Here is a 21,929-nt window from a genome sequence, read left to right as displayed (position 1 = left end):
CACAAATTGCTTCACTGCAAAGAAAAAAGAGAGCGCTTGTCGGGGCGCGTTTTTTCTGCGATCCATGTCGCATGATAAAAAAGAAGGGGGAGGACAGGCTGCTCGGCGTGCACTGCTCGATAGCGGGCGGGGTGGAGAACGCGGCGCTGGCGGGGGGTGCGCTCGGCTGCACCGCGATCCAGCTCTTCACCGGGTCCAACAAGCAGTGGAGCGCCCCGCCGATCGATGCGGCCCATGCCGAGGCGTTCAGGCGGGCGATGAAGGAGCAGGGGATAAAGACAGCGGTCGCGCACGCCTGCTACCTCATAAACCTCGCGGCCCCGGACCGCGCGATTTACTCCAAATCGATCAGGGCGATGACGGCCGAGATCGAGCGCGCCCATCTCCTCGGCATCCCGTGGGTGATCGTCCACCCCGGCTCGCACAAGGGCAAGGGGCTCGAGTGGGGGATCGAGAGGATAGCCGACGCTGCGAACCGCGCATTCGCCGACACGGACCGGCTCTCGGCAGGGATCGCGCTCGAGACGACCGCGGGCCAGGGGGCATCCATCGGCGGCCGCTTCGAGGAGCTGGCCGCGATAATCGACAAAATCGATGACAAGGGGAGGGCGGCTGTCTGCTTCGACACATGCCACGCCTTTGCCGCAGGTTACGAACTCCGCACGAAGAGGGGATACGATGAGACGTGGCGCCTGTTCGATTCGGCGGTCGGGATGAAGAGGCTGGTGGCGATGCACCTCAACGACAGCAAGGGGAAGTTGGGCAGCCGCGTGGACCGCCACACCCACGTGGGCGAGGGCGAGATCGGGCTGGCCGGATTCCGCCTCATCATGAACGACCCGAGGCTCGCCCGGGTGCCCATGCTCCTGGAAACGCCCAAGGGCGACGATGCGGAGGGGAACGACGACAGGAATCTCTGGTCTCTGAGGAGGTTGATCTCGAGCCGGTCCGGGATCAGCGCGCGTCGGCGATCATGATGGGGCCGTAGACGTCCTGCAGCTCCGAGATGAGCAGGGCGTCGAACCGGCAGTGGACGTCGCCGGCTTGGAAATCGGGGTTCATGATGTCGGCCGGGCCGTCGGTGTGGACAAAGCCCAGCACGTGTCCCAGCTCGTGGAGGGCGGTGGTCTTCACGTCTTTCTTCATGACCTTGCTCCTGCAGATCTCTTTCCCGTCTTCGCACGAGAGCGTGTCGAAGCTGTCGGGATCGCCGAAGAAGACGATGTCGGACTCCACGATCACGTCTTTGTTCACCGTCGTGGTGCGCGCCTCGCCGAAATAACCCTTGGGGCTCGGATTCTCGTCCCAGTAGATGCCGTTCAGCCCGTCGCGCCCCTGCGCGTCGTCGGGCGTCTCGCCCGCGTACTCGAATATCGGGATGCCGGCCTCGTCGTTCCACATCTCCATCGCCTCTACGATCGCGGGCCTGAATCTCTCCGGCACGGAATTGCTGATGTAGATCGCGACCGGCAGCTCGCTCCATCCCCTCTTGAGGACCATGTTCTTGGCGAGCCGGATCGAAGTCTCCTCCGCGTGGCCTGGGCCGGCCGAGTTGCAGCCGCAGACTGAAAGGAAAAGGGCCGCTGCGGTCAAGAACGCGAGATATCCTGATTTCCGTCTCATCTGTCCCCCTCTGTATGCTTACTTTATAAGCAAGAAGCGGGCCAATTTAATACATTGATATCATTGGATATTTTCAGGAAGCAGGGGCAGGATCCGGGGACTTTCTTCCCCTCGCCGAGTCCCGTGTCCTCAGCCCCGGGCATGCCGGATTTCGATCCCGTGTCCCGCCTGACGAACAGGGGGTCCACACGATGGAACAGGCGCCCGTGATGCTGATCGTACAAAAGCCTGTATTTCAGGCCTGCCCGATCTGGCACGTGGTTTGCTTGCCTGGTTGGCATGGATCTCCCCTGCAGGTTCGGCCGCTACAGGCTGGTCGAGAAGATCGCCAGCGGCGGCACCGCCGAGATATACAGGGCGCAGCTCGAGGCGGGCGACGGCTTCTCCAAGACGGTCGCCATAAAGCGGCTCCTCCCTTCCTGGTTTGAGAACGGCGAGCTTGCGAGGATGCTCAAGGACGAGGCGAGGGTGCTGTGCCTGCTGCCGCACCAGTCGATCGTGCAGGTGCAGGAGCTGGGCTCCGAGGGCGGCTCGCCCTTCATCGCCATGGAGTTCGTGCACGGCATCGACTGCGCGCGCCTCATAGGCAGGCTCGTCCGCGACCGCTCCCCCATGCCGCCCGGGCACGCCCTCTATGTGGCGGAGCAGGTCCTCATGGCGCTCGACTTCGCGCACCGCTGCGCCGACGCGGACGGCAGGCCGCTGGGGATCGTTCACCGCGACGTGTCGCCCTCCAATATCCTGCTGTCGTGGAGCGGCGAGGTGAAGGTGACCGACTTCGGCATAGCCAAGGGCCTTCACCGCACCGAGCGCACCGACGCGGGCCAGATCAGGGGCAAGTACTCCTACATGTCGCCCGAGCAGGCGCGCGGGGAGCCCATCGACGCGCGCAGCGACCTCTTCGCCGCGGGGATAGTGCTCTTCGAGATGCTGGCAGGACGAAGGCTGTTCTCAAACAGGTGCGAGTACGAGACGCTGCAGGGGGTGGCGAGGGCCGAGTTCGACCTCTCAGCGATCGACGGCCTCCCGCCGGAGCTGCGCGCGCTCATCACGCTCGCCCTGGCAAAGGCCCCCGAAGGGAGATACCAGAGCGCGGGCGAGATGCTCGCCGCTGTCCGCGCCGCCTCGCGCGCCCTGGGCGAGATCGGGTCGAGCCTCGACCTCGCCGCGTACCTGGCGGAGCTCTTCCCCGAGGAGATAGCGCGCGAGCGGAGCCGGTCCACGTTCAGGCAGGAGGGCGAGCCCACGCGCAGGATCGATTCGATCGCCCCGCATGTGGTGAATTTTCGCTGGAACGCCCCCGGCTGCGCGTGGAGGGCGGTGGCGATGGTGGCCCTGCTCGCGGCGACGACCGCCTTTGCGCCCATGCCGCGCGCGATGGACGCCGCGGCGGGCGAAGCAGGCGCGGCGACAGGACCGCTGCCCGCGGTGAGCGGACAGGCGTCATCGCCCCCCCCTGTAGAGGGCATGGTGGCCATAGACAGCGTGCCGTCCGGCGCCGCAGGGAGGCTCATGATCGACGGCGCCTGGCAGCCGATCAGAACCCCGTTCACCGCGGGGGGCATAGACATCTCAAACGGCGTGAGCGGCAGGGTGGAGCTCTCGCTCGACGGCCACGAGCCGGTGTCGGAGGGGTTCTTCATCGGGCCCGAGTCCGCGGCCTTCGTGAAGAGCTTCAGGCTCAGACGCTCCTCCAGGGCGACGATCTCCGTATCGGCCCGGCCCTGGGGCCTGGTCACCGTCCCTGGGTACGCGAAGAGGCGCGAGGCGCCCCTGGCCTCGCTCCCGGTTAGCCCGGGCGAGCACACGGTCGAGGTCTTCCATCCGCCCACCGGCCGCTCCCTGAAGGGGAGGGTTTCGCTCGCGTCCGGCGCCTCGGCCAGGTGCAGGGCAATCTTCGACGAAAGGGCCTCCATCGTCTGCCGCTAGGTGCAGCGTTTTCGGCAGGGGTGCAGCGAATCGCAGCACCCCCCTCGATCCGATTTTTCGATAACACCCCTTAACCCCCGTTTTGATGGACCGTTCAATTGGCATGGTTCGTGCTCTGCAGCGTGGGCATGAACAGAAAAATCGCAATCTGCGCCCTCATCCTCGTCGCTTTCCCGCTCTCGGTTTCGCCCGCGGTCCAAAGGCCGGGGATCGAATGGGCCTCGGGCGCGGAGGGCATCTCCCGCTCCCTCTCGCTCGACGGGGTGGCGGGGTTCGTCGAGGGGCGCGCGCGAGAGGGGCTGAGGAGTGCGATCTCGAAAGAGGGGACCGACTGGATATGCGACGCGCTCGCCCGCGCGATGAATGAGAGCGGAGGAGGAGGGCTCAAATTCGATCTCGCGGGGCTCTTCAGGCAGGACGCACAGCTCGTTGCCGCGGTCCGGGCCGACATCAGGGAGCGCATCAGGGAGCGACTTCCCGCCGAGGTGCGAAGGGTCGTCGAGCAGGACCTCCTGGGCGGCGCTCTGGGCGCGGAGGGGGGAAGGCAGGCGCGCGAGATCGCGGACAGGGTGGCCTGGGAGTTCGACACCAGCCTCAACGAACGGATCGAGGGGGAGGCCGCCCGCCTCTACGACTCCGCCGTCGCCCTCTTGAAGAGGGAGATGGCGGAGAGGGGGATCGCCGCCTTCGTCGACGTGACCGACGCCAGGGGCTCGATACGCCGCGCGTTCGAGGCGGGCAACCTCGCGGAGATCGCGGCCGCAAACCTCGCCGGGATCGTCGGCGAGGGGACCGTGCGCGGGATACGCTCCCGGATGGACGACGCCCTCTCGGGCGCGCTCCCGCCCGAGGCGATGGAGGCGCTGCGAAGAGGCCCGGAGGAGTTCGAACGCTACGCGCGAAGGGCGAGGGAGCTGATGCCCGGCAGCGCGCTCGAGTCTCTCAGGGATTCCACACTCAACAGGCCCGTCATAAAGCTGCCGACCGCCGCCTACGCCTCGATGCTGGCCGCCGCAGCGGCCGGCCACTACGCCCGCGCCTACGACGGGCTGTTCGTCGATCCGTACGAGCTCAAGCGCGCGGCGGAGGTGACGCGCGTTATGATCTGGCAACTGGAGAACAAGGAGAGCATAAACCTCACGCTCATCCAGCTCGGATCCATGGCGCGCGAGCTCGCGGGCGCGCTCGGCATGGGCGTGGCGTTCGACGGGGCGATGGCGAAGATCAAGGCGCCGCTCGACCGGATACAGGGCGCCGCGGACCGCATCGACTCGATGCTCGGAAAGCCGCTCGACGCGGCGCAGGCGGAGCTGCGAAAGCTCGCGAAACAGGCGGAGTCGGAGCTCCTGGCCCTGCAGTCCATCCTCACCTCCCCCGTGCGCGAGGCGTACGCGGAGATGGAGCGCGCGCTCAGGGCTGCGGGCGAGGCCCTCGCCGGGAAGGTCCCCGGTTCGCTGGGCGGGCTGCCTGCCGATTTCGGTGAGTTGAGGGAGAGGCTAGGCCTTCCGGAGGAGCTCCTCGGCGAGTTCGGCAGGTGGCGCCCCTCGGACTCGATGGGTGAGGCGATCGACAAGGTGAAGTCCGACCTCGCCGATCTCAACGACCGCGCGAGCGGGCTTATCTCGCAGGGCGCCGCCGGGGCGCTCGAGGCGGCGCACCTCATAGGCCCCGCCGCTGCGATCCTCGGCGTCGAGCGGATACCCGCGCATGGGGTCTCGGAGAGCCCTGCGCTGGACCCGGTCCTTCTGCACAACGGGGAGTACGTGCAGGAGGTTGCCGACATGGTGATCCCGGGCCGCGGCCTCGACTTCCGCTTCACGCGGATCTACCGCGGCCGCTCCGACTTCAAGGGCGAGCTCGGATGGCGCTGGACGCACTCGCTCGCGGAGAGGCTTTTGCCATGGAGTGACAATGGGTCGGAGGGGTTCACGCACATCGACGAGCGCGGCAGGAAATATTTCTACAGGCGGGCGGCGGACGGTTTCGTCTCGCCGGCAGGGGTGAGCTCGCGCCTCACGCGAATGGGCGATAGCGGCCATGCGATCGCCGGGCCGGAGGGGCTGCGCACGGAGTTCGACTCGCTGGGAAGGCCTGCCGCCAAGTGCGACAGGCACCGAAACTGCCTCGCGTACGAGTACGGCAGGGACGGGCTCCTCTGTGCTGTCGTCGACCCGTACGGCAGGAGGGTCGAGTTCAAGAGGGGCGAGGGCGGGCTCATAAGGGAGGTCGTCGATTTCGCGGGACGCAGGGTGCGCTACGAGCACAACGAGCACGACGAGCTCACAGGGGTGCGCTCGCCGGCTGTCCACGGTTTCCCCGGGGGGAAGCTGACCGCGTACCGCTACGAGAGGCCCGGCGCAAAGCTGGCGCGCTCGCACAGGATCGCCATGGTCATGGACCCGAAGGGCGAGGTCTTTCTGAGGAACAGGTACGACGCGGAGGGGAGGGTCGCGGCTCAGCGCTTCGGAGCCTCCCCGTGGATGCGGGTGCAGTATGCGAAGGGATCGGGGGACGCGGCCTTTCGCGCGTGGGTGAGGGGCGCCCTCGGCGAGGTCACGCTGTACGAGCACGATGCGGAGGGGCGCCTCCTGAGGAGATGGGCCTGGGACGGGACGGGGTATCGCATCCTCGAATACCACGGCTACGACGCGGGCGGCATGCCGTCATACTCGTGCGCGCCCTCGGGCAGGTGCGTGCAGCGATTCTACGATGGGCGGGGAGGGCTCGTTCGGATCCTCGAGCGGCCGGCCGGGGGAGGCCCCCCTCGCGCGACTGCCGTCAAGAGGGAGCCGCGGTTCGGAAGGCCCGCGCTCGTCAGCTATCCGTCGGGCGAGGAGATCAGGATCGACTATTCGGAGCGGCCGCCGCACGACCCCGCGACGATCCACGCGAGGCATTCGCCCTCGGGGGAGTGGGCGAAGATCGCCTCGTATTCGTTCGACCGAAGGGGGCTGCTGCTCGAGGAGGCGGACTCGCGCGGGGTCGTCGTCTCATACGAGTATTACCCCGAGGGCGACCCCGACGGCGACGGGGCTGCCGTGGAGTCGGGCGCACGATCTGTGGTCGCCGGCGACGACGGCTCGGGCGGAGGATACCTCAAGGCGACGGTGCTGGACGCGCGGGATGCGGAGGGGAGGATGGCGTCGGGCCCGCCGCTTCGCGAGAGGCGCTCTTTCTCCTACGACCCGGTCGGGAACGTCACCGCTGTCGCGGGCCCGGACGGGGCCTCGGTGCGGATGGTCGTCAACGCGCTCAACGAGGTGGTCAAGGAGGAGCGCGACGGGGGCTGGCCCGTCTATTACCTCTACGACGCCAACGACAACCTCTCAGGCGTCGAGATCAAGAGGCCGCGCGCGCCGATCAGGCACTCGATCGGGCACGACCTGCTCGACCGGGTCTCGCGCGTGGACCTTCAGGTCTCGAACAGGGCCAGGGCCGTCACCCTGTATTCATACGACGCGGCGGGCAGGCTCGCTGCAGCGACGTATCCCGAGGGGAACCGGGCGCTCTACGAGTACGACCGGGAGGGAAGGCTTTCCTGCGTCGTCGCGGGCGCCGGATCGGAAGACGAGTCGCGCGACTGCGTGAAACGCGATGCGGACGGCAACGTGGTCTCGCGCGTCGACGGCAGCGGCGCCGAGACCCGATACGAGCTCAACGGCTTCGGCGAGCCGATCGCCGTGATCGACCCGCTCGGAAACAGGACCGAGTATGCGCGCGACCGTGCCGGCCGGGTGGAGGCGATCCTCCGAAAAGACGCGGCGGGGGGCCTCCTGGCCGAGGAGAGGATCGATCATGCGGGCGGGCGTGCGGTCGCGAGGTCGCAGCGCCTCTGGCGCGACGATCCTGCCCGTTCGCGGTGGGTGCGCTCCGAATGGAGCAGCGGCGTCGACGGCAGGTTGCTCTCCGCGACCGATCCGATGGGGAATCGCACCGCGTTCGAGTACGACGGCGCGGGGAGGCTCGTGGCGACCTCACTGCCGGGCGGGGTCCGCGATCTGATCGCGCGCGACCCGGCGGGGAGGGTGGCAAGGAGATGGATCGAGAGGGACGGCGCAAGATATGGGGCGGCGGAGCAGGCGTTCGACCGGGCCGGCCGGCTGATCTCGCGGCGCGAGGGGACCGCCGTGGCGACGCGCCTCGCGCGCGACGGAATGGGGCTGGTCTCCTCGATGGTGGACCCGGCCGGCGTGAGGACCCGGTTCGAGTACGACGACCTGGGCAGGCCCGTGTCGATCGCGAGGAATGGGGGCGACGCCACGGCCGCGGTGAAATTCGAATGGGACCGAAACGGGAGGCTCGCGGCGCTCGTCGACCCGAACGGGATGAGGACCGCCTTCGCCTACGACTCCCTGGACAGGCTCGCGCTGGAGAAATTCGCCGACGGCTCGGAGCGGCGCACTCGATACGACCGCGCGGGCCGCGTGACGGAGGTCGTGGGCAGAGGCGGGCTCGCGATGCGGATGGAGTACGACGCGGCCGGAAGGCTCACCGGCAGGGCCGCGGGCGATGGGAAAAGATCGACGGCGCAGCGTTTTGAGCGGGACGGGCTGGGAAGGGTGACGCTGGCCGTGGACGCAAACGGGCCCGGCGACTGGGACGATGTGGCGACGAGGTTCGTCTACGACTCGCTCTCGAGGCCGGTCGCCGAGGCGCAGGGAGAGAAATGGATCTCGCGCGTGTTCGACGACGCGGGCAGGAGGGTCGCACTCTCCCTTCCGGGCGGCGAGTCCATATACTACGCCTACGGAGCGGAGGGCCTGGCGGCCTCGATCATAGGCCGCCGCGGCAAGGTGGCATCGATCGAGCGCGACCCCCTCGGCAACGCGGTGCGAGCGGAGATGGCGGACGGCCTCTCGCTGCACGTGGAGCGCGACCCGTGGGGCAGGGAGCTCTCCCGCCGGTATCTGCAGCGCGGTTTCGATATCGCTTCGTGGAGCTACGGCCGCGACGGCGCGGGCCGGATCTCTTCGATGAAGGACTCCCTCTCCGGGAAATCGGTGAGCTACGAACGGGACGGGCTCGGCAGGCTCGCCTCCGCGACCGAGTCCCCCCCCGGCCCTGCGGATTCCCGGGGCGCGTCGCACAGGTACGGGTACGACCCCGCGGGCAACCTCCTCTTCGCGGAGGGTCCGCAGGGGGCGCGGCGCATGGAGAACGACGCGCTCGGCCGTCCGGTGAGGATCCTGCCGGCATCGGGGGAGCCGGTCGAGATCGGCTACGATGCAGAGGGCAGGCTCGCGCGGATGGGGGCGCGCTCTTTTGCCTACGACCCGTTCGGCAGGCTCTCCGAGGCGATCACCGAACACGGCATCTCACACCGCAGGCGATACGACGCGTTCGACCGCATGGCGATGAGCGGCGGCGAGGGGGACGCCTACGACCGCTTCCTCTGGGACCGCTGGGACCTCGCCTCCTTCGCCCCGGCCGAAGGGCCGGCCGTCGCCTTCGCGCACCAGGGCGAACTGATGCCGCCGATCGCCTATCTCCACGGCGGAAACGCGTCCTATATGATGAGCGACGCCGTGGGCTCGGTGCGCGCCGTACAGGGCGCGGAGGGGTTCGGCCAGCGCTGCGACTTCGAGCCGTACGGAGAGGCGCTCGGAGGTGAGTCGTGCCAAAACCGCAGGCACCCGTTCGGCTTCGCAGGGCAGCTGAGCGAGCTCGGCGACGGGCTCGTCTACATGAGATACAGGCACTACGTGCCGGGCCTCGTCCGCTTCGCCACGCCCGATCCTCTCGGGTACAAGGTCCCTCTCTATGCCGATGCGGGGCCGGCGTTCGGGCCCGCGATCTCGTATCACGAAGGGCAGGGGCAGTCCTCGCGGGCCGCGATTTCCAACCGCCCCCTTTCGGTCTCGACGGGGTTCGCCCCCTATCCGTTCGGCAGGGTGTTCGAGGGGGCGGGGAAGGCGCCGCCGCAGGGCGAGCCCAATCTCTACATCTACGCGGCGGCGGACCCGCTCTCCTTCCGGGACCCGTGGGGGCTGGCGAGCCTCTTTTTGGATCGCGCCGGGGAGAGGATGATGCTCTTCGACGGCGACGGCTACCTCGTGACCGCCTACAGCGCGGCCAACCGCACGGTGAGCCCCGCCGCCGACCCGATGATCGTGGGCGGCAACGGGCCCGCGCCGCAGGGGGAGTTCGCGGTGGGAGTCCCCGAGTTCTATTCGGTCCGATACCGCGACGATTTCTACCGCCGCTTCGGGCTGTGGGAGCCCGAAGCGGGCGAGAGCGCGGTCACGGGCGGCGGCTGGGCCGGGGTGCAGAGGCCGGGCTACAACGTCTCGCAGGGTCTCATCCGTTTCCGGGTCGGCTCGCCGGGCGACGGCGCGAACGGGGTCGCGTGGCGGCGCGAGCTGTTCATACACGGCGGACGCGACAACCGCCACACCGCCCGGACGTTCGGCTGCATACGCGCTCGGGACGACGAGCTGGAGACGCTCGCGGCAAACTTCATCGCCTTCCAGAGGCAGGGCGACCCGATCGACACCCTCTACGTGGAGTGATGCGGCCGTTTTTTCTGTGGTCAAGCGCAGGCCGTTGTTATATCCCTTCGATCCGAAAAGGGGGCGGCCCATGGAACCACTCATCATCACCGCGGCGATAACCGGCGCGGAGACGACGCGGGAGATGAACCCGAACCTGCCCCTCACGCCGGAGGAACAGGCGCGCGATGCGGCCGGGTGCGCCAAGGCGGGCGCGTCGGTCATCCACCTGCACGTGCGCGACGACAAGGGGAACGCCACGCAGTCGCTCGACCGGTTCCGCGCCTCGATCGAGGCGATAAGGGCCGCGTGCCCCGGGGGCACGATAGTGCAGATCTCCACCGGCGGCGCGGTCGGCGAGCCGATGGAGAGGCGCATGGCCCCGATAGTCGAGCTCAAGCCCGAGATGGCCTCCCTCAACATCGCCTCGATGAACTTCGGGGACGACATCTTTCTGAATCACCCGAAAGAGGTGCGCGCGCTGGCCGAGAGGATGCGGGAGCTCCGGGTGGTGCCGGAGATCGAGGTCTACGACGCCGGAGACGTTGAGGCCGCGCGCCGGCTCCTGAAGAAGGGGGTGCTCGCCAAGCCCGTGCATTACCAGTTCGTGCTCGGCGTGGACGGCGGCCTCTCGGGGGAGCTCGCGAACCTCGCCTTCATGCGGGGGCTCATAGACCCGGGCGACACGTGGGCGGTGGCGGGCATCGGCCGCTTTGAAACGCCTTGCGCGGTCGCCGCAATCGCGTACGGAGGCCACGTGCGCGTGGGATTCGAGGACAACGTCTACTACCACAAGGGCGTGCTCGCCAGATCAAACGCGCAGCTGGTCGAGCGCGTGGCGCGCATCGCGGCCGAGGTGGGAAGGCCGGTGGCCACGCCGGCCGAGGCGCGCAGGATACTGGGCATCGAATAGCCTCTTTCCACCCCTGTTATCACCGCTTTGCCCGCCTTTCTCGCTTTGCTTGCCCTGCTTGCACAAGCGTTGCCTGTTTTAGATGGACACCCACCCCTTTTTCCGCTAGAAGCCCCTCAATTCAAAGGCCATCGGGAGCCTGATGAAACGTCCTCTCATCTCTTCAATTCTCTTTATCTTTTTGCTTGCGTCGTGCGCCCAGGGCACGGGCATCTTCCCGCAGCTCGGGGAGCAGCTGGCGACTCCCAGCGCCATGACCTTCGACGCGGCCGCGAGCAGGCTCTACGTCGTCAACTCCAACGCCGAGGTCCTCTACGACTGGACACAGGGATCGTTCCAGGTCTTCGACGTCACCGATCCTCTCGCCCCGGCGCTCATAAAATCCGTGCCCACCGCGAGCTTCTCGGGGCAGATATATCTCGACCAGGCGGCGGGGATGGCCTACGTGCCCAACCGCTACAGCCCGGACGCGGGCGCCACCGAGGACAGGCTCTACATCTTCGACGTGGACGAGGCCTCGCCCGGCTTCGGCTCGTTCACCGAGCAACCCGCAGGGCTCAACGCCTACGCCATCGACTGCTGCTATCCTGCGGACCGCGCCTGGGTGACGACGAGCGAGGACGGGCTGCAGTACTTCGATCTCGCGGCCATCGGTCCGCCGGGCAGCCTCGCGCTGACCTGCGATCTCGATACCGGCGGGAGCCTCACGCAGACGGCGGTCAACCACATCGCCCGCAACGACCCGCAGGCGTTCCTCTCCCGCGAATACGGCGGGGTGCTGGTGGTGAACCTCGACAAGGCGGGCGACGCCGGCTCGGTGCCTGTGGACTACTGGATCAGCGACATACCGAATCCCGAGGGGATCGCGTTCGACGGCTCCCGCATCTGGGTGGTCGGCGAGGGCAACGAGTGCGACGGCGACTGGTGCCGCTTCGTGCAGGTGGTGGACGTCGCCCCGCTCGTCCCCCGCACCGGCAACACCACCGCAGCCCGGGTGGACAAGGACGACGCGGGGCTGCTCATCGCCACCATCGAGGTGGGAAAGAACCCGCAGGAGGTCCTCCTCTCGACGCAATACGCCTTCGTGACCAACCAGGACGACGACACGGTCACTGTCATCGACCGCGCGACGTACGCCGTGGTCGCGACCGTAAGCGTCGGGGAGGCGCCGTTCTCGCTGGCGCTCTACCTCACCCCGGCAGGCGACGAGAGGTATCTCTACGTGGGCAACGTGGAGTCGAACACCTTATCGATCATAGACATATCCACCCTCGCGGTGGTCGCCACGTACCCTTGAAGCGGTGCATGATATTGATCCGACTTGATTTTTTTGACACCCCAAGATATGGTGGCGAAAAGTTTGGCACCCACTACGGCTGGGGCTTTTTTAAAATGGCAAGGCAGTTATACGTCCTCTGAGAGGCCTATACCATGCGCATAAAGACCCTTGAGATGACAGGCTTCAAATCGTTCGCCGACCGCACTGTCGTCAATTTTGAGGAGGGGATCACCGGCGTGGTCGGCCCCAACGGCTGCGGCAAGTCCAACATCGTCGACGCCATCCGCTGGGTGATGGGCGAGATGAGCGCAAAGCACCTGCGCGGCTCCGCCATGGAGGACGTGATCTTCAACGGCTGCGAGTCGCGCCCGCCGGTCGGCATGTCCCAGGTCTTCCTCACCTTCGACAACTCCGACGGCCGCGCCCCGGCCGAGTACTCGCAGTACAGCGAGATACAGGTCGGCCGCAGGCTCTATCGCTCCGGCGAGAGCGAGTACTTCATCAACAAGACCCCGTGCAGGCTCAAGGACATCGTGGACCTCTTCCTCGGCACGGGCGTGGGCACCAAGGCCTACTCCATAGTCGAGCAGGGGATGGTCGGCAGCATCGTCTCCTCGAAGCCCGAGGACCGGCGCAGGCTCATCGAGGAGGCGGCAGGCATCTCGAAGTTCAAGGCGCGCAAGGAGGCGGCGCTGCGCAAGATGGACTCCACGCGCGCAAACCTCGCGAGGCTCACGGACGTGCTCGCGGAGCTCACCCGCCAGATCAACTCCCTCAACAGGCAGGCCAGGAAGGCGGAGCGATACCAGAAGGCAGGCGAGGAGCTGAGGGAGAGGGATCTCAGGCTCGCCGCCACGAAGCACAGGTTGCAGAGGCTCGAGATGGAGCGGTTCGTCTCCGAAAACATCAGGATGAGGGAGGAGGAGACCTCGAGCTCCGCGGAGCTCGCGCGCTACGAGGCCGACGTTGAGGCGGCCAGGCTCTCGATCGCCGGGATAGAGCGCGAGCTCGACGGGGTGCAGCAGGAGCTCTACCGCGTCCAGCACTCCACGAAGTTCTTCGAGTCGGAGATGGGGCACAGGTCCAAGGAGAGGGCGACTATTGCGGAGGCGAAGGGTTCGATCTCGCAGGAGATGGACGGTATCTCGGAGAGGTTGTCGGAGATAGACGCGTCCATAGACGCCGCGATCTCTGCGCTGGTCGAGGCGGACCTCATGCTCGCCGGATCGTCCGACCTGGTCCTCAACATGGAGGCGGAGGTCTCGGAGCTCAGGCAGAGCCACGACGGCCTGCGCGCCGAGTGCGAGGATCTGACGAGGCGGGTCATGCAGAGCGGGGAGTCGACGGCGAACCTCGCCGCGACCATCGAGCACCTCGAAGGGCGCAAGGTCGACCTCACCGGGAGGCTCGCCAAGGACCAGGCGTCCATCGACGCGACGGACCGCCGCCGCTCAGAGATCGCGAGGGAGCTCGAAGGCAGGTCCAGGGAGCTCGACGGCGCGCGCCAGCTCAAGTTCCAGATATCCCAGGAGTCGGAGACGGCGATGCTCAACCTCGATCAGCAGAGGGCGGCGCTGGCGGAGGCCGAGTCGGCCCTGCAGAGGGTGCGCGACGAGCTGAGCGACAGGCGCTCCTGCCTGAACTCGATCCGCGAGCTGCGCCGCAACCTCGAGGGCTACCGCGACGGCGTGCGCGCTGTCCTGACGCGCGTGGACGCCGAAGGCGAGAAGCTTGCCGGGGTCGTGGGCACGGTCAGCGATCTCATCGAGACGGAGCCCGAGTACGAGACCGCGCTCTCGGCGGTCCTGGGAGAGAGGCTGCAGTACGTGGTGGTGCGCTCCCACGAGGAGGGCGCCGAGGCCATAGACTACCTGCGGACCGCCGCGAGCGGCCGCAGCAGCTTCATACCGGTGGGGGTGCGCACATCCGCCGCCGGGGGCTCTCTCCCCGATGGCGACGGCGTCGTGGGCGCGATGTCGGAGTTCGTGCGCATGAGCGACGACTTTCGCAACATAGCCGACTATCTCGTGGGCGACGTGGTCCTCGTGGAGGACCTCGAGCGCGCGCTCGGGCTGTGGGGCACCGGGCGCTACCTCAAGACCTTCGTCACGCGCGACGGGAGCGTCGTGGATCCCTCGGGCGTCATCACCGGCGGATCGGGCGCAGGGGTGGAGGAGCAGCTGGTCGCCCAGAAGCGCAGGGCCAAGGAGCTTGAGGAGGAGGTGGCGAGGCTCTCAGGCGAGCTCACCGTCGCGGAGGGTGAGGCCGCCAGGCTTCGCGACAGGGTGAAGTCGATCGAGGAGCACGTCGAGGGGCTGCGCCGCGACTCGCACGGCGAGGAGATAAAATTCGTGAACCAGGAGCGCGACTGCGAGAGGCTGCGCGACGAGCAGAAGAGGCTCGAGGCGGAGCGCGACGCGCTCACGGTTGAGTCGGCCGCTCTCGCCGAGGAGCTCCGCAGGATCGACAACGAGAGGATCGAGGCGGAGCTCGCGCTTGAGGCCCACCGCGGCGACCGCAGGGACGCGGAGGAGAGGCTCGCCGAGTCGCAGGATGTCTTGGCCTCGGTCGCCTCGGAGCTCGGCGGCCGCGACCAGAAGCTCACCGACTTCAAGGTCGAGCTCGCCCAGGCCGAGGAGAGGCAGTCGTCGGCCGGCAGGGAGCTGGAGGGGCTCATCCGGCAGAAGGTCGTTGCGCTCATGTCGCGCGGGAGGCGGGCCGCGGAGCTGGCCGCATCCGATCAGCGCGACAGGGTGCTCGAGCGCGAGATCGAATCGCTCAAGGTGGACATGGACCTCGCCATAAGGGCGGTGGCGAGGCTTGCGGAGTCGCAGAGGGCCTGCCAGGGGCGCTATGAGGCGGGGCAGTCCGCCCTTCGCGAGAAGGAGCTCTCCATCCGCGAGGTCAGGCGCCTCCACGACGAGGCGGTCGCGAAGGTCCACGGCCTGGAGCTCAAGCTCACCGAGATGCGGGCGGGCGAGCGCTATCTCGCCGACGGCATACTCGAGCGGTACCACCTCGACCTGGCCTCAGTGGAGTCGCAGTACTTCACCGAGGGGCTCGACGTCGAGGCGGAGGAGGCGGCGGTCGCGGAGCTCAAGGACAGGCTCGAAAAGATAGGCCCGGTCAACGTCGACGCGATCAAGGAGTTCGACGATCTCTCCGAGCGGCACGCATTCCTCTCAGGCCAGCACGAGGACCTGTCGCTGTCGCTCGACAACCTCTCGAAGGCGATCGGAAAGATCAACCGCACCAGCCGCCAGCGCTTCCGCAGGGCGTTCGACGCGGTCAACGAGCAGTTCTCGATGCTCTTCCCGAAGCTCTTCCGCGGCGGAAGGGCGAACCTCATGCTCACAGACGAGGAGAACCTGCTCGAGACCGGCATCGAGATCGTCGCGCAGCCGCCAGGCAAGAAGCTGCAGTCCATCACGCTTCTGTCGGGCGGCGAGAAGGCGCTCACGGCGGTGGCGCTGGTCTTCGCGATCTTCCTCATAAAGCCGAGCCCATTCTGCCTGCTCGACGAGGTGGACGCGCCGCTCGACGATGCGAACATAGACCGCTTCAACGACCTCATACGCTCCATGACTCCGCATTCGCAGTTCATCCTCATCACCCACAACAAGCGGACGATGGAGCTCGCCGATCTGCTCTACGGGGTCACGATGGAGGAGGCGGGCGTCTCCAAGCTGGTCTCGGTAAGGCTCGCGGCCGACAGGGACGAGGAGGACAAGGTCGCCTGAGTTCCGTGACTCGTGACTCGTAACTCGTGACTCGTGACTGGCGATAAGAGGCCATGGATACCGTCCATATTTCCATAATTCAGGGCATCGCGGGGCTCGCCGTCGTTTCGGCGATCTTCGCCCTCATCGTCAGGATGAGAAAGGGGCGGGGCTCCGCGCTCACCGTGCGTCCGCCTGCGCGAATGGGGTTCGGCGACGGGCTGGCGAGGCTCCTCTGCGACGCCCGCCTCGACGACGGGTTCTGGGCGAGGCTCGAGTCCCAGCTCATCGCCTCGGACGCGGGGCTCGCCGTGACGGAGCATCTCATCTCGCGCGCGCGCGCGGAGCGCACCCCCGCCATGGTGAAGCATCGCCTTGCCGAGGAGATGGTGGGGATGCTCAGGTCGGCACGACCCCCCGTCCTCTCCAGGCCGCACGTGGTGCTCGTCATGGGGGTCAACGGCGTGGGCAAGACCACGACCATAGCGAAGCTCGCCCGCTCCCACATCGACGAGGGCAGGAGGGTGCTGCTCGTCGCATGCGACACCTTCCGCGCGGCCGCCTCGGAGCAGCTCGCCGAGTGGGGGAAGAGGCTTCGCTGCGAGGTGGTGGCGCAGAGGCCCGGCGCCGACCCCGCTGCGGTGGCGCACGACGGTGTCTCGAAGGCCGCGGCTAGGGGCCACGACGTGGTCATCGTCGACACCGCCGGGAGGCTGCACACAAGGCAGAACCTCATGGAGGAGCTCAGGAAGATATCGCGCGTGCTGGCGAAGGCCTGCCCCGGGGCGCCTCACGAGAAGCTCATCGTCATCGACGCCACGGTGGGAGGCAACGGCCTCGTCCAGGCGCGCGAGTTCCACGCGGCGGTCGGCCTCACCGGCGCCGTGGTCGCCAAGCTCGACGGCACGGCAAAGGGAGGGGTGCTGCTCGCGATATCGCGGGACCTCGGCGTCCCGATCAGGCACGTGGGCACGGGTGAGGGGATGCGGGATCTCAAGCCCTTCGACGCACGTGAGTTCGTGGAATCCATCCTCTCATGCGAGTGACCATCGAAAAGCTCGTCCACGGCGGCAGCGGGATGGCGGCCCACGAGGGCCGCAAGGTCTTCGTGCCGTTCTCCGCGCCGGGCGACGTCGTCGAGGTCGAGATCGTCGCCGAGCACCCGGGATACCTCGAAGCGGAGCTGCTCGCGATCGTGGAGCCCGCCCCCTGCAGGACCGCGCCCCGCTGCCCGGTGTTCGGCGTGTGCGGCGGATGCCAGTGGCAGCACATCTCCTACGAGGCGCAGCTCGAGTGGAAGGGAAGGATCCTCGCCGAGACCCTCGCTCGCGTCGGAAAGATCGACGACCCGCCGGTGCTTCGCGCCCTGCCTTCCCCCATGCAGTGGAACTATCGCGACCGCATGCAGCTGCACGTGGATTCGAGGGGCAGGGTCGGGTACTACAGACGCGGGTCTAAGGAGGTCGTGGAGTTCGAGGAGTGCGCCATAGCGGCCGAGGCGCTCAACCGCGAACTCCGCGAGCGCAGGGGGGAGATATCGAGGCGCGACCGCGGCATCGCGCTCAGGGCCCACAGAGGCGAGGGGTTCTCCCAGATCAACCCGGGGCAGAACGAAAACCTCAGGGCCCTCGTCTGCGAGTGGCTGGGTCAGGTCCCGCACTCGAGCGTGCTCGAGCTGCACGCCGGCTCCGGCAACTTCACCTTCGCGCTCGCCCGCGTGGCGGGCAGCGTCATCGCCACCGAGATCGACGGCCGCGCGGTGGCTCTGGCGGCGAGGGCCCAGGAGAGGGAGCGCGCCTGCAACGTGCAGTTCCACAGGATGGACGACGCCCGCGCGGTGATCCGCTTCGGCCGCTTCGCTGAGGCGGTGATCCTCGACCCGCCGAGGAAGGGGTGCCCCGAGGCGATCGGGGCGATCGCGGAGGCCCTCCCGCGCACGGTGCTCTACGTGTCGTGCGATCCCGCCACCCTCTCGCGCGATCTCCGCTCGCTCTCGGTTGCGGGCTACAGGCTCATCCGCGCGATGCCGGTGGACATGTTCCCGCAGACCTTTCACATAGAGGCGCTGGCCATGCTCTCCCGGAGCTGACCTAACAAGCCGTAATAGAAGCCTATTTAATTCCCCGGCGCCCTTGACAATGAGGTCGCTTCTGATACAAGTATCCGACTTTTTTACTGATTCAGGAAACTCAGGGATGATCAGGGCCCATTCCACTCGAGAGGGGTGATTTCAGATGCCGGGAATCAGAGTCCGCGAGGGCGAGACCTTCGAGCAGGCGCTTCGCCGCTTCAAGAAGCAGTGCGAAAAGGGGGGGATCCTCTCCGACGTGCGCAAGCGGGAGTATTACGAGAAGCCCTCGGTCAAGGAGAAGAGGAAGCGCGAGGCCGCGAAGAAGAAGCGACACCGCAGGTACTGATGGCGTTCGCAGGCCGGGGTGAAAGGGGTGGGCTGTGCCTCTGAAACAGCAGATCGTCGACCAGACCAGGGATGCGATGAAGGCGAAGGACTCCGTCAGGGTGGGGTGCCTCCGCCTCCTCTCCGCCGCGATCAAGAACAAAGAGATCGAGAAGCGTGGCGAGCTCGACGACGCCGAGTGCGCCCGGGTGCTCGCGACCCTCGCCAAGCAGCGCGGCGAGTCGATCGAGATGTACAAGAGGGGAGCGAGGCAGGACCTGGTCGACAAGGAGGAGGCGGAGCTCAGGATCATTCAATCTTTTCTTCCAAAGCCGCTTTCCGATGAGGAGCTGGCGACGCTCGTCGGCGAGGCCGTCGCCGAGACGGGCGCGAGCTCGCCGGCCGACATGGGCAAGGTCATGAAGGCGCTTGCTCAGAGGACCGCCGGCCGCGTCGACGGGAAAAAGTTGAGCGAGGCGGTCAAGGCCAGGCTCTCGGAAAAGCAGGGCTGAGTTCAAAGGCGCCGGATGTTTAGCAAATCGACCCTCGACGAGATAAGGGAGCGCGTCTCCATCGCATCGCTCATCGGCGAGCGCATGCCGCTCAAGCGCGCGGGCCGCAACTTCAAGGGCCTCTGCCCGTTCCACAACGAGAAGACCCCGTCGTTCTCCGTCAGCGACGAGAAGGGCATCTACCACTGCTTCGGCTGCGGGGCGGGCGGCGACTGCTTCCAGTTCCTCATGCAGTTCGACGGCGTGGGGTTCGCTGATGCGGTCGAGCAGCTGGCGGCCAAGGTCGGCGTCACCATCGAGAGGAGCGCCGACCCCCGCCAGGCGGCGCAGGAGGACGAGCGGCAGAAGAGGCGGCGGCAGCTTTTGCGCGTGAACGATATCGCGCGAGAGTTCTTCTCCATGCAGCTCGCGGACGAAAAAATCGGGGCCGAGGCGAGGGCTTACCTGCAAGCCCGCGGAATCAAAGATGAAATTTTAAAGCAACATTTTCTGGGGTTTGCCGACAAGAGCTGGGAGTCGCTGGCGGGGCATCTTCGGTCGAAGGGGGTGCCCGATGCGCTGGCGGTCGAGCTGGGGTTGATAAAGCGTCGGGACGGCGGCGGGGCCTACGACTTCTTCCGCAACCGGGTCATCTTCCCGATCGTGTCGCCGCGCGGGGAGGTGATCGGCTTCGGCGGGCGCGCGATCGGCTCGGGAGAGGCGGGGGAGCCGCAGGCGAAGTATCTCAACTCGCCCGACTCGCCGATATACCACAAGTCGGGCAGCGTCTACGGGCTCGACAGGTCGGCGGCCGCGATCCGCTCCCTGGACCGCGTCATCCTCGTGGAGGGCTACATGGATTTCATAGCCCTCCACCAGAGCGGCGTGGAGAACGTAGCGGCGCCGCTGGGCACCGCGCTCACAGAGGGGCACGTCTCCGCGCTGGCGCGATACACGCGCAACATGGTGCTCGTGTTCGACGGCGACGAGGCGGGCTCGCGCGCCGCCATCAGGTCGCTGGGTGTGTTCGTCGACTCGGGGATCATGCCCCGCGTGGCGCTCCTTCCCTCCGGCGAGGACCCGGATTCGCTCGTGAGGAAGGAGGGGGCGGAGGCGTTCCGCGCGAGGATAGAGAGGGCGAGGCCCCTGTTCGATCATTTCGTCGAGCTGACGGTCGCGAAGACCGGGCTCGACTCGGCGGGCAAGGTGGCCGCGCTCCAGAGGATAGCGCCGATGATGGCCAGGGTCGATGACCCGGTCGAGTCGGCGATACTCAGGCAGCACCTTGCCCGAAGGCTCGACGTCGAGGAGAGGGTGATCGCCGGGGCTGCGGGCGCGCAGCGCAAAAGGGGCGCTTTGGCCCCGCAGGAGAGGGGCCGCGACGCGGCCGCGGAGAGCTCGGTGGAGCGGTTGCTCATCAGGACGATGCTGGCGCACCCCGAGACCGCGCCGGCGGTGTTCGGTTCGATAGCGGCGGCCGACTTCGCCGACGAGTGGTGCCGCACCGCGGCCGGGATGCTGGCTGCGGCGGCGGCGGGCGGCCGCGCCCCCGATGTGAACGCCCTGATCGCCGGCATCGAGGACGATCAGCTCGCCTCCGCGCTCCGCGCGCTGGCGATCGGCGAGCCGGGGCTCTCGGACGAGGAGGCCGCGAACGTGGCGGCCGACTGCGCCAGGCGCATGGCGGCGAGGCCGGTGCAGACGAGGATAGAGGCGATAAACGAAGAGATCATCCGCGCGCAGGACCGGGCAGACGATGGGCGCATCGTGAGCCTGCTCGCCGAGAAGGGCGAGCTGGTGAGCCGGATCCATAGGCGCGCGGGGACAGGAGAGAGATGAGCACCCAAGTGCAGAGCAGCGAGCAGAGGACGAAGAAGGCCCCGTCGGACATCGAGGAGGTGAAGAACCTCATCTCCGCCGGCAAGACCAAGGGGTACCTAACGGTGGAGGAGGTCAACGACGCCCTCCCGGCCGACATGGTGAGCTCCGCCCAGCTCGACGACGTGCTGACCATATTCGACGACATGGACATCGAGATCGTCGACAACGAGGAGGAGGGGAAGAACCTCAAGGAGCGCTCGCAGGCCAAGGAGAAGGTCGAGGAGAAGGCCCCCCGGATCGAGCCGGGCCCCGATTACGCCGTGCGCAGCGTGGACCCGGTGCGCATGTACCTGCGCAAGATGGGGCAGGTCGCCCTGCTCACGCGCGAGGGGGAGGTCGAGATCGCCAAGCGCATCGAGCGCGGCCAGAACGAGATGATGGGCATACTCCTCTCGAGCCCCCTGGGCGTCTCGCGCATAGTGGCGCTCGGCGAGGACCTGCAGCGCAACCGCATCCGCGTGATCTCGGTCATAAAGGACGCTGAGGACCTGGACGAGGCGGACCTCGAGGAGTTCGACGAGACCGGCCACCGCGCGAGGATACTCAAGCTCATGAGCAGGGTGCGCGCCCTGGAGAAGCAGAGGCGCGAGGCGTTCAAAAAGGTCGGCCGGGCCAGCACCTCGAAGAAACAGAAGGAAGGGTGCAGGGAGAAGCTCGCCGAGGTCCAGGAGCAGATGCTCGGCTGCTTCAAGGAGATGCAGCTCTCCACCAGGACTATCAACGGCATAGTGGAGGCGTTCCACCAGGTGATCGAGCAGGCGGAGAACTACCAGAAGACCATACACGGCTGCGCGAGGAAGCTGCACTGCAAGGACTCCGAGATCCGCGAGAGGATAAGGGAGTACAAGCGCACCGACTACCAGCGCCGCAAGGTGGTGAAGGAGACCGGCCTCTCGAGGGAGGCGGTCGCCGAGGTGATCAGGGAGTTCGACAAGGTGCAGTCGGAGAAGAGCCACCTCGAGAGGGGCGCGGGCCAGAGCATGGAGGAGCTGCGCACCACCTACCGCGAGATAAAGCGCGCGGAACAGTTCGCCGAGCGCGCCAAGAGCGAGCTCATCGAGGCCAACCTGAGGCTGGTCGTCTCGATCGCGAAGAAGTACACCAACAGGGGGCTGCAGTTCCTCGACCTCATCCAGGAGGGCAACATCGGCCTCATGAAGGCGGTCGACAAGTTCGAGTACCGCCGCGGCTACAAGTTCTCGACCTACGCG

General features: G+C 67.2%; 13 protein-coding genes. 12 read left to right on the top strand and 1 reads right to left on the bottom strand.

Annotation, left to right across the window (positions count from 1 at the left end):
• The first annotated feature begins 71 nt into the window (after positions 1–71).
• A complete protein-coding gene (locus tag JXA24_03660) occupies positions 72–977 on the top strand; it encodes a deoxyribonuclease IV (GenBank protein ID MBN1282851.1) in 906 nt (301 codons plus the stop codon).
• Here JXA24_03660 and JXA24_03655 read toward each other — a convergent pair.
• On the bottom strand, positions 955–1,623 hold the full coding sequence (locus JXA24_03655; GenBank protein MBN1282850.1) for a matrixin family metalloprotease: 669 nt from the start codon (positions 1,621–1,623) through the stop codon (positions 955–957). The genes JXA24_03660 and JXA24_03655 overlap by 23 nt on opposite strands.
• 279 nt (positions 1,624–1,902) lie before the next feature.
• On the opposite strand from JXA24_03655, the gene JXA24_03650 reads away from it, so the two are divergent.
• The 11 genes from JXA24_03650 to JXA24_03600 all read left to right on the top strand — a co-directional run.
• The gene (locus JXA24_03650; GenBank protein MBN1282849.1) at positions 1,903–3,552 is read left to right on the top strand and encodes a serine/threonine protein kinase; all 1,650 of its coding nucleotides are present in this window, start codon (positions 1,903–1,905) and stop codon (positions 3,550–3,552) included.
• A 128-nt stretch (positions 3,553–3,680) separates the two neighbouring features.
• Complete coding sequence (locus JXA24_03645) at positions 3,681–10,061, top strand: hypothetical protein (GenBank protein MBN1282848.1); 6,381 nt, start codon at positions 3,681–3,683, stop codon at positions 10,059–10,061.
• A 70-nt stretch (positions 10,062–10,131) separates the two neighbouring features.
• The gene (locus JXA24_03640) at positions 10,132–10,953 is read left to right on the top strand and encodes a 3-keto-5-aminohexanoate cleavage protein (protein MBN1282847.1); all 822 of its coding nucleotides are present in this window, start codon (positions 10,132–10,134) and stop codon (positions 10,951–10,953) included.
• A gap of 142 nt (positions 10,954–11,095) precedes the next feature.
• A complete protein-coding gene (locus JXA24_03635) occupies positions 11,096–12,250 on the top strand; it encodes a hypothetical protein (GenBank protein ID MBN1282846.1) in 1,155 nt (384 codons plus the stop codon).
• Positions 12,251–12,384: 134 nt separating this feature from the next.
• A complete protein-coding gene (smc, locus tag JXA24_03630; protein MBN1282845.1) occupies positions 12,385–15,972 on the top strand; it encodes a chromosome segregation protein SMC in 3,588 nt (1,195 codons plus the stop codon).
• 134 nt (positions 15,973–16,106) lie between these two features.
• Positions 16,107–16,997 (top strand): signal recognition particle-docking protein FtsY, encoded by an 891-nt coding sequence (ftsY, locus tag JXA24_03625; protein MBN1282844.1) that lies wholly within the window; start codon positions 16,107–16,109, stop codon positions 16,995–16,997.
• Positions 16,988–18,040 carry a class I SAM-dependent RNA methyltransferase gene (locus tag JXA24_03620; protein ID MBN1282843.1) on the top strand — a complete coding sequence of 351 codons (1,053 nt, stop codon included), beginning with the start codon at positions 16,988–16,990 and terminating at the stop codon, positions 18,038–18,040. Before ftsY ends, JXA24_03620 begins: the two co-directional genes overlap by 10 nt.
• 145 nt (positions 18,041–18,185) lie before the next feature.
• Positions 18,186–18,368: a 30S ribosomal protein S21 gene (gene rpsU, locus JXA24_03615; protein ID MBN1282842.1), complete on the top strand. Its 183-nt coding sequence runs from the start codon at positions 18,186–18,188 to the stop codon at positions 18,366–18,368.
• A 34-nt stretch (positions 18,369–18,402) separates the two neighbouring features.
• Positions 18,403–18,858 (top strand): GatB/YqeY domain-containing protein, encoded by a 456-nt coding sequence (locus JXA24_03610; protein ID MBN1282841.1) that lies wholly within the window; start codon positions 18,403–18,405, stop codon positions 18,856–18,858.
• A gap of 15 nt (positions 18,859–18,873) precedes the next feature.
• Positions 18,874–20,676: a DNA primase gene (locus tag JXA24_03605; protein ID MBN1282840.1), complete on the top strand. Its 1,803-nt coding sequence runs from the start codon at positions 18,874–18,876 to the stop codon at positions 20,674–20,676.
• On the top strand, positions 20,673–21,929 hold a 1,257-nt coding region (locus tag JXA24_03600), incomplete at its 3' end, for a sigma-70 family RNA polymerase sigma factor (protein ID MBN1282839.1). The genes JXA24_03605 and JXA24_03600, both read left to right, overlap by 4 nt.

The sequence above is a fragment of the Pseudomonadota bacterium genome, assembly GCA_016927275.1.
Taxonomy (GTDB): domain Bacteria; phylum UBA10199; class UBA10199; order 2-02-FULL-44-16; family JAAZCA01; genus JAFGMW01.
This window is presented reverse-complemented; position numbering and strand designations above follow the sequence as displayed.